This window comes from Streptomyces sp. NPDC052079 (assembly GCF_040680275.1).
In the GTDB taxonomy this organism is placed as follows: domain Bacteria; phylum Actinomycetota; class Actinomycetes; order Streptomycetales; family Streptomycetaceae; genus Streptomyces.
The window spans coordinates 1-1,445 of record NZ_JBFAWL010000057.1 but is presented as its reverse complement, the minus strand read 5'-3'; the positions used below and the strand labels follow the sequence as shown (position 1 = coordinate 1,445).

The 1,445-nt window shown below is 68.3% G+C and carries 1 protein-coding gene; it reads left to right on the top strand.

The annotated features are described in order from the left end of the window. Window positions 1-47: 47 nt before the first annotated feature. Complete coding sequence (locus tag AB0L56_RS31505; RefSeq protein WP_365429569.1) at window positions 48-1,424, top strand: IS4 family transposase; 1,377 nt, start codon at window positions 48-50, stop codon at window positions 1,422-1,424. Window positions 1,425-1,445: the final 21 nt, after the last annotated feature.

Below are 1,445 nucleotides of genomic sequence, written 5' to 3'. Positions count from 1 at the left end.
CCTGCTAGAACCGTGTCGACCAAGATCACTGTTCAGCAGGAGCCCCATTGGACGCCAAGTCTGTCATTGCTCACGAGGTAGCGGTTGCCGCGGGTCCGTTCGCGCCGGGCCACCTCGGCGAGTTGACCCGGGTTGTCCCGTTCGAGATGGTCGACGAGGTGCTGGCCGAGACCGGCAGGACACAGCAGCGGATACGCGACCTTCCCTCGCGTGTGGTGGTGTACCTGCTGCTGGCCGGGGCGCTGTTCCCCGGGATCGGATGGCAGGAGGTGTGGCAGCGGCTGACGGCCGGGCTGGACGGTCTGGAGACGGCGGCTCCGACGGCCGGTGCTCTGGCTCAGGCCCGCAGGCGGGTCGGGGCGGTGCCACTGCGGCGCTTGTTCGATCTGCTGCGCGGACCGGCCGCCGGGATCAGGACCGCGGAAGCACGGTGGCGGGGCCTTCTCGTCTGCGCTGTCGACGGCACGCTCGTAGCCGTGCCCGACAGCCCGGCGAACCAGGCCGAGTTCGTCAGGCACCGCTGCAACAACGGCGGGGCGGGATATCCCTCGCTCCGTCTGCTGGTCCTGGTGTCCTGCGGCACCCGTACCGTTCTGGACGCGGTGTTCGGCCCGACCGCGAAGGGAGAGACGTCCTATGCCCCGAGCCTGGTCCGCAGCCTGCGCGAGGGCATGATCGTCCTGCTGGACCGGAACTTCGCCGTCCAGGCACTGGTCGAGGCGGTCACCGGCACGGGAGCGCACGTTCTCGTCCGCGTGAAGCAGCACCGCAGGCTGCCGGTCCTCAGGCGTTTTCCCGACGGCTCTTACCTCTCCGGGCTCGGAGCCGTCGCGGTCCGGGTCATCGACTGCGAGATCACCGTCAGCACTTCCCAGGGACGTCACACCGGCGCATACCGTCTCGTCACGACCCTGACCGACCCCCACACGCACCCCACCGCGGAGCTCATCAGGCTCTACCACGAGCGGTGGGAGATCGAGACCTCCTACCTGGAGATCAAGTCCACTCTTCTGGGCGGTCGGGTCCTGCGTGCCCGGACCCCGGCCGGCGTCACCCAGGAAGTCTTCGCTCTCCTGGTCACCTACCAGGTCCTGCGACTGGCCATGGCGGATGCCACCGGCCTCCGCCCGGACACCGACCCCGACCGGGCCAGTTTCTCCATCGCGCTGAACACCGCCCGCGACCTGCTCGTCCAGGCCGCAGGCGTCTTCGACAACACAGCCGTCGATCTCGTCGGAACCATAGGCCGCCGGGCGATGGCCGGCCTCATGCCCGACCGGCGCATCCGCACCCGGCCACACGTCGTCAAACGCGCCATTTCGAAGTACAACGCCAGAGGCACCGTCGACAGAACCAGCTACAAGGCCACCATCAGCATCGACATTGACCACCCGCACCCCTTGACGCCGGGCGCCCAACGCTAACTACACGGCATTGGTACTAGC